This is a genomic window from Acinetobacter sp. AS5 (genome assembly GCF_048957595.1).
In the GTDB taxonomy this organism is placed as follows: domain Bacteria; phylum Pseudomonadota; class Gammaproteobacteria; order Pseudomonadales; family Moraxellaceae; genus Acinetobacter.
Genome location: NZ_JARDAL010000114.1, coordinates 1 through 2,466, shown reverse-complemented (window position 1 = coordinate 2,466; position 2,466 = coordinate 1). Strand labels below are relative to the sequence as shown.

Annotated in this window: 5 protein-coding genes; all 5 read left to right on the top strand. The window is 37.6% G+C overall.

What is annotated here, in order from left to right:
• Positions 1-487 (top strand): ABC transporter ATP-binding protein (locus tag PV763_RS17340; RefSeq protein WP_420938276.1); only part of this gene is annotated, 487 nt, incomplete at its 5' end.
• Between the two features lie 18 nt (positions 488-505).
• Entirely contained in the window at positions 506-748 is a 243-nt protein-coding gene (locus PV763_RS17335; RefSeq protein ID WP_420938275.1) for a hypothetical protein, read from the top strand.
• Between the two features lie 71 nt (positions 749-819).
• Positions 820-1,275, top strand: a complete 456-nt coding sequence (locus PV763_RS17330; protein WP_420938274.1) for a hypothetical protein — start codon at positions 820-822, stop codon at positions 1,273-1,275.
• Positions 1,276-1,331: 56 nt separating this feature from the next.
• Positions 1,332-1,715: a hypothetical protein gene (locus tag PV763_RS17325; protein ID WP_420938273.1), complete on the top strand. Its 384-nt coding sequence runs from the start codon at positions 1,332-1,334 to the stop codon at positions 1,713-1,715.
• 39 nt (positions 1,716-1,754) lie between these two features.
• Entirely contained in the window at positions 1,755-2,030 is a 276-nt protein-coding gene (locus PV763_RS17320) for a hypothetical protein (RefSeq protein WP_420938272.1), read from the top strand.
• The last annotated feature ends 436 nt before the right edge of the window (positions 2,031-2,466 follow it).

Sequence of the window (2,466 nt, the reverse complement as noted above, 5' to 3'; positions counted from 1 at the left end):
AAAATATAGAAATAAAAATAACTCAAAGGAGGATTTTAAGTATTTAAAACCAATTCTTCAAATGAGGACACGCCCTAATCATTTATTTAAAACAATAAGAGGTCGTTCAGTGCCGGATATCCCTTTGTTGCAATTCATTCAGCTCACCAAGCATTTTAAAAATAAAACATTGTTTGAGAATCTGGATTATCAGTTGTTCGGTTGCGGCTTGTATACCTTGGTAGGTGTGAATGGGGCGGGTAAGTCAACCTTGTTGGCGATGATTGCCGGAATGGAACCTTTGAGTTCTGGTGAGATTAGGGTGAATGGTTATTCATCGCGGCAAAAAAGACACATCGCTGCTCAGCTTGCCTTTGTGCCTGATCATACGATGGCTTATCCCTTTATCACTGGACGTGAGTCTTTAGACTTTATTGCTTCTGTGCGTCACTTGACTCCACATAGTTATTCAGAGCTGATTGATGATTTTACTTTAACTTCATTTTAGAATATTCAGTTTCAGGCTATGTCGTTTGGTACAGCAAAGAAATTTAGCTTAATTTCGGCATTAATGACCGATGTGCCGATCTTGATTCTGGATGAACCGAGTCATGGCGTCGATGTAAAAGCTCTGCAAATTTTAAAAGAAAAACTAAATGAATCTTCCAGAAATAAAATGGTATTGATGACATGTCATGATCTAAATATGCAACAGCAAATGAGCACAACATTTATTGATATTGCTGAGTTTGGTCTATACCGGGTTTAGTGGATTTATTGGCACGTGCTACGCGTCCATATTTAAATATCTCAATGATTCGCTGTCTGGCGAGATAGCGTTTGCAATATTATGTGAGGGTTGCAGCAGATGCCTTGAGTCGTAATAAGCAGATTACGCTGATTATCGTTCTAATGTTTGGGCCTATGTTGTTTGCAATATTGCTCGCCATGGCAAAACCTATTCTTTTATTGATTGTGGAGCATTTATGGCAACATTCGCTTCTGATCTGGTTTGTTCTAACGATTATGTCGATCTATTGGGTAGGGGTGCAAAAACAATCATTAATGGGAGGTGAAGCAAATCGCTATTTGCAGCACTTGCCAATACGGCATCATATTGTTATTGCCACTGATCTCATGGTGATTTTGCTGCTGAATAGTTTAATTTTTCTGCCTTATGTAGTTGCTGATATTTATCTGTTCATGGAGCCCGGGAGAGGTTGGTCAACCTTGCCAAATATTTTCTTGATTGCATTGTGGGCTTTTCCGTCACATTGTTGCAATTACTCTGTCTAAGGAAGCGAAAGAATTTATTTTTATTCTTCATGCTTTCTTTTCTTGGTCTAGTTCTAATGGCGCTGACCACATTACAGTTCCTGGCCTTACTTAGCTCGATTTTATTTATTGTATTTGCATTAAGAGCCTTGTATCAAAACCAGTTGATGAAGCCAATCAATCTATCTATTCAGCTCAATTCAATGCGCTTACATCACGCATCCACTCTATATAAAAATTTGATCCGGATCTATCTCAGGCAGCTCTTTCAGCCGGCTGAATTAGGCAAGCGTTTAATTTTGGCCGTATGTGCAATATTGCCTGTAGTAATCATTCCCATGGTAAGTGCAAGCGTGATTTTTGAGAATTTTTTGTGGAGTCGATGGAAAGGAGGTGAGCAAAGTCTATTTTTCCTTAGTTTCACGATTTCCATTCTTGTGTATTTGGTGGCTAAGTTGTAGGTTGAACTGAAAAGTAAATTTTTACAGCAACATCGCTTTATGCGATTGCAAGGCATTTCTCAGTGCCAGATTAGTCAAGCGCAATACATGACCTTATGTGGGCTGAGCTTTTTTATTCTGCTTCCTGGTTTGGGCGTGGTGATCTATGAAGTGAGCATGTTGCATGCTGTATTGTTGCTATTTGTAGGGTTGATCTTGCTGTGTGTAAATATTTTGATTAACTCTAAACCAGAGGAAGTATATGCGGCAGCAAAGTTATCCATGTTTGTCCTATGTTGTATTACCTTAAGGTTAATTTTAGGTCTAAAGTTTTAATAAAGATTAAAACTTTTAATCAAAAACATTTCTTAAATTAAAAAACATGCATGGATTTAAACGGATTCAGTCCCTTTAATGCTCAAGAAATGAAGAAAATCGCGATTTTTGTAGAATAAATAAACAGTCGTAATGTTTTTGCTGAATTATTTAAAAAAGGGGGTTGTATTGGGTCGGGAATCCTGTAGAATGCACATCCATCGGCGGTGATGAAGATTAAAACTTCTGATAAAACAGTGACTTAGTTGAGATTGATTGAGTTGGGTTTTGGAAAGAAAGTTTAAAAATAATGTTCATGACTGGTTGACTTTCTAGAGATAGAGAGTAATATAGCCGACCTAGCTTGCTGGTGACGAATCAGCAAGAAGATCATTAAGAGATTATGAAGAACAACTTGTGTGGATTTTTACTGGTTGATCGATCGAAATTATTTTCA

Bases quoted from the DNA above. Each gene is read 5' to 3' on its own strand.
- PV763_RS17335 (WP_420938275.1), top strand. From the start codon at position 506: ATGTCGTTTGGTACAGCAAAGAAATTTAGCTTAATTTCGGCATTAATG.
- PV763_RS17325 (WP_420938273.1), top strand. From the start codon at position 1,332: ATGGCGCTGACCACATTACAGTTCCTGGCCTTACTTAGCTCGATTTTA.
- PV763_RS17320 (WP_420938272.1), top strand. From the start codon at position 1,755: ATGCGATTGCAAGGCATTTCTCAGTGCCAGATTAGTCAAGCGCAATAC.